This window comes from Mesorhizobium sp., from assembly GCF_004962925.1.
In the GTDB taxonomy this organism is placed as follows: domain Bacteria; phylum Pseudomonadota; class Alphaproteobacteria; order Rhizobiales; family Rhizobiaceae; genus Mesorhizobium.
In genome coordinates, this window is record NZ_SUEO01000122.1 from 14,822 (window position 1) to 19,048 (window position 4,227).

Consider the following 4,227-nt stretch of genomic DNA (forward strand, 5'->3'; position numbering starts at 1 on the left):
CTGATTTGATGCCCCTGCTGGTGTTCCCGGGCGGTTATGGCGGCATGGTCTCGGCGGACCATGGCCGGCTGTCGATCTCGTGCTGCATTCGGCGCGATATGCTCGCGCGGTTGCGTAAACACCCTGGTCCAAACCAGAGCCATATGTCGGCCGCCGATGCGGTCTCCCGCCATTTGATGCGATCGTGCCGGGGTGTCAGGGATGTCCTGGAGTCAGCTCACCCCGACGGTCCGTGGCTTGCCGCAGGCCCGATCCGGCCGGGAATTCGCTCCTGCTACGAACGGGACATCTTTCGCGTCGGCAATGCAGCCGGAGAGTCTCATCCTGTTATCGCCGAGGGCATCTCGATGGCGCTTCAGTCCGGCTGGCTGCTGGCCTCGGAACTCGCATGCGCGCCGGTGGGCCGTGCAGGGCGCGAGGCTGCCGGCAGACGCTATGAGGCGGCCTGGAAAAGACTGTTTTTGACGCGGGTCCACGCCGCTGCAGCTATTGCCGGAATTGCCCTTCGCCCCGGCAGCGCCACCTTGATGGCGGCAATTATCCAGAATTTCCCGCAGACATTGACATTGGGCGCGCAATTGAGCGGCAAGACAAAGCCGGTCCCCGGCTTTCTCTGATGGCAAGCAGCAATGCCGGCGCAAACAACAAACGGGCACCGTCTTTTTTTCGGTTTCGATGGAACAACATCCGCCCGCCAAGGGTTGGAAGCTCAGTCGTTTTACTCCAGCGACTATGAAAGCCGTTCGCACGGCATTCGGACAAAGGCCCCGCGCTTCCTCCCCGCGGGGCCTTTGTCTGTTGGTGCAGGAACTTGCACGGAATTTGGCGCGCACCTAGAGCGGTTCAGCTTTGATAGAATCGCCGAAACGCTCTAAGTATTTGTTTTTACGCAATTCCGGACGGAAAACCGCTACGCACTTTTCCTGGAATTGCTTTAGAACGGGCCGGCTAGCCGCGTCATTGAAGCTGCCGTTCATGGCTCGTCGATATCTTGCTTCGAGGGGTTGCGCGCGAGAGCGCGTTCCTCCTCGTCGTCCGGCAGCGCCTCGTCGCTGTCCTGGTATGGATTGTCGTCGTCTTCCTCGGGCAGTTCAGCCTCCTTCTCGAGGTCGTAACGGATGTCGCCGTTTCCCGGCACGCTGTCTGGTAGAATTTTGCCGCCTTTGATCGCGTCCCAATCTTGCTGTTCGATTGTCGGGCCTTCGGACGGATCGTGGGGCTTTCTGCGCGGTGCCATCAGAGCTCTCCTATGCATTGGTCGGTCATATGCCTAACTCCGCGGACCGTTGCGTAGTTCCTCCATCGAACCGGCGAGACCGTTTTTACGTCGATCCCTCGACTTGGCCCGCCGGCGCAGCCATCCAACCGCCGACGCGTGCCGCAATACCGGCCAGCAGGCGACTATGAACTTGCGCGACCTCTAATATAAGGACACAGTTCGAAACGGGTGGAGGGAAAACGGCTCAAAAAACAATCGGGAGGAAAGCCATGAACAGCATGAGCCTCACCACGCTTGAATGCGGCAAGACGACGGTCGATGCCGCGGCCCTGGAGGCGCTTTCGGCACAATTGCGCGGCACCATACTGATGGAAGGCGACGCCGCCTATGACGACGCACGCAGCATCTGGAATGCCATGATCGACCGGCGGCCCGGGCTGATCGTGCGCTGCGCCGGCGCCGCCGACGTTATCGCCGCCGTGAATTTTGCCAGGGAAAACAAGCTTCTCGTCGCGGTTCGCGGCGGGGGCCACAATATCGCCGGCAGCGCCGTCTGCGATGGCGGCCTGATGATCGATCTGTCGCCGATGAAGTCGGTGCGGGTCGATCCGGCGACGCGGCGGGCATGGGTGGAACCTGGAGCGACGCTCGCCGATGTAGACGCGGAAACACAGGCCTTCGAATTGGCAGTGCCGACCGGCATCAGCTCGACCACCGGCATTTCAGGCCTGACGCTGGGCGGCGGCTTCGGCTGGATCACGCGGAAATTCGGCCTGACCATCGACAATCTTCTCGGCGCCGATGTGGTTACCGCCGACGGCAAGCTGTTGCGCGCCAGCCAGACCGAAAATCCCGACCTGTTCTGGGCGCTGCGCGGTGGCGGCGGCAATTTCGGCGTCGTCACGGCTTTCGAGTTCAAGCTCCACCAAGTCGGTCCGCAGGTGCTGTCGGGGCTTGTTGTTCATCCCTTCGCCGATGCCGAAAACGTGTTGCGGGAATACCGAGCGGCGCTCGAAGCAGCGCCCAATGAACTGACCTGCTGGGTGGTCATGCGGCAGGCGCCGCCGCTGCCGTTCCTGCCCACCGAATGGCATGGCAAGGAGGTGCTGGTCCTGGCCATGTGCTATTGCGGCGATCTTCAGGAGGGCGAGAAAGCGACGCAAAGGCTTCGCGCCATCGGCACACCGATTGCCGATGTGGTCGGCCCCAACCCGTTCACCGGCTGGGAGCAGGCATTCGATCCGTTGCTGACGCCCGGCGCCCGAAACTACTGGAAGAGCCATGACTTCACCGAGCTTTCCGACAGCGCGATCGAGGTCGTCACGGCCGCGATACCCAGGCTTCCGGGGCCTGAATGCGAGATATTCTTCGCCCATATCGGCGGTGCCGCGGGCCGCGTGACAGCGGATGCAACGGCGTTTCCGCAACGCAGCGCGCATTTCGTCATGAATGTCCACGCCCGCTGGCGCGAACCGCAAATGGACCGCGCCTGCATCGACTGGGCGCGCGGTGTTTACGAGGCGACCAGGCCCTATGCCGCCGGCACGGCCTATGTGAACTTCATGCCCGAGGACGAGGTCGACCGGGTCGAAGCAGCCTATGGCGGCAACTATCGGCGACTTCTGGAAATCAAGCAGCGTTATGACCCGCTGAACCTGTTCCGCATGAACCAGAATTTGAGGCCGGTGAAAAACGTGCGCGCCGCATAGGCGTGCGCACGCAATGACAAGGCCCGCGCCTCCGGCGGAGGACGCGGGCCTCATTTTCGGGTCATGCGCCAGAGCGGTTCGCCGAACCGCTCTATCTCTTTGTTTTTGCGCAATCCCCTAGGGAAAGCGCTAAGCGCTTTTTCCGGGCGGAAAACCGTTGCACAGTTTTCTTGGAACTGCTCTAGGCGGCCTTCAAGATCGCAACGCGATGCACGCCGACCACGGCGCTTGTATTCGTGGCACCGTCGGTCTTGCCCTTGGCGCAGGTGTACATGTCGCCTTCTTTGAGTTTGAATTCCTTGTCCGCTTTTTTGATCGTGAATTCGCCGGCAGCGATCGTGCAGACCATGTCGTTGTCCATGACCTCTTCAGGAGCGACCGCTCCGGGCTGAAAGACAATGTCGACTATTGAGATGCTCTTGTAAGCGGGAATGTCGGAGGTCCCGGTGCCGACCTCCACCAGTCTGACGCCGGGCGCAATCTCCGTGCCTTCATTCGGGCCGTACTCCTTGGCCGTTGCGGATCTCGCCAAAGCGAACAGAGGCGCTACCGCGGCGGCAGTGACGCCGAGAGCAATTGCAGACCTGCGATTCATGGTTTCCATCGCATCCTCCCTTTTGTTGGTCGCGCACAAATGTGCATGACCAATGTATATTAGCACAGGCGAATTTACCTGTATGCAAGGCCGGGCCGGCAACGCAGCCTGCGCGCAGACGATCATGGGTGATGCGACGCTTTTGATCCCGAGAAAGCTTCAGATGTCGCCTGCCCAGGCAAGGTCTAGTCCTTTCGGTTTCTTGACTCGGTCGGCAAAAACGGGCAGCAAAGCCTGATACGGAGGGCATTCCAGCCATTTTCTTAGTCGTGGAGGGGGCTTTTTTGTTATCGACCTTCGCCCAATCGGCGATCGGTGGAGGGATTGGTTAACCAAGTTTGTCCATCTTTTGAATCAATCGGCAACAGACGCGAAGCGTGCAGGGGGCACCAGGCGACTGTGATTGTGACGGCTGCGAGCCCCGCATGCCGCAAGGTCGATTGAGGTTGGTGTATGGCGTTTGTGCGTTTGAAAAACCGGGGTGACAATCCTGACTCTGGATTGACTTCGACGAAGCCCGGCCTGCGCTGGGTCGCGGTTCCCGTTGTTGGCGTTGCGGTCGCTCTGTGGTCGGTGGCGACCATGGCCGGCCTCTATTCGGTGGGAACCTCGCTCACCGCTGCCTCCAACAGTCTTCCGCAAAGCCTGCGCGCGCCGCGCACCATCGCGCTCGCCGATCGCACGCTTGCCAATTCATGGACCAA

The 4,227-nt window shown here is 60.9% G+C and carries 4 protein-coding genes and 1 pseudogene; 3 read left to right on the forward strand and 2 right to left on the reverse strand.

The genetic code is table 11. From position 1 onward, the window contains the following. The coding region (locus tag E5W87_RS22080; protein ID WP_367118856.1) for an NAD(P)/FAD-dependent oxidoreductase at positions 1-617 on the forward strand (617 nt) is incomplete at its 5' end. A gap of 356 nt (positions 618-973) precedes the next feature. Here the strand turns inward: E5W87_RS22080 and E5W87_RS22085 are convergent. Then, positions 974-1,237, reverse strand: a complete 264-nt coding sequence (locus E5W87_RS22085) for a hypothetical protein (protein ID WP_292402211.1) — start codon at positions 1,235-1,237, stop codon at positions 974-976. Positions 1,238-1,488: 251 nt separating this feature from the next. Here E5W87_RS22085 and E5W87_RS22090 point away from each other — a divergent pair, with 251 nt between their 5' ends. Further along, positions 1,489-2,928: an FAD-binding oxidoreductase gene (locus E5W87_RS22090; protein WP_292402214.1), complete on the forward strand. Its 1,440-nt coding sequence runs from the start codon at positions 1,489-1,491 to the stop codon at positions 2,926-2,928. Between the two features lie 181 nt (positions 2,929-3,109). Here E5W87_RS22090 and E5W87_RS22095 read toward each other — a convergent pair whose 3' ends face one another. Further along, positions 3,110-3,562, reverse strand: coding sequence for a hypothetical protein (locus tag E5W87_RS22095; protein ID WP_292402217.1), 453 nt, complete (start codon positions 3,560-3,562; stop codon positions 3,110-3,112). Positions 3,563-4,024: 462 nt separating this feature from the next. Here E5W87_RS22095 and E5W87_RS22100 point away from each other — a divergent pair. Further along, positions 4,025-4,227 (forward strand): annotated as a pseudogene (locus E5W87_RS22100) (hypothetical protein); the annotation flags it as partial.

Coding starts and splice junctions, on each gene's coding strand:
- E5W87_RS22085 (WP_292402211.1), bottom strand. CDS start 1,237: ATGGCACCGCGCAGAAAGCCCCACGATCCGTCCGAAGGCCCGACAATC.
- E5W87_RS22090 (WP_292402214.1), top strand. CDS start 1,489: ATGAACAGCATGAGCCTCACCACGCTTGAATGCGGCAAGACGACGGTC.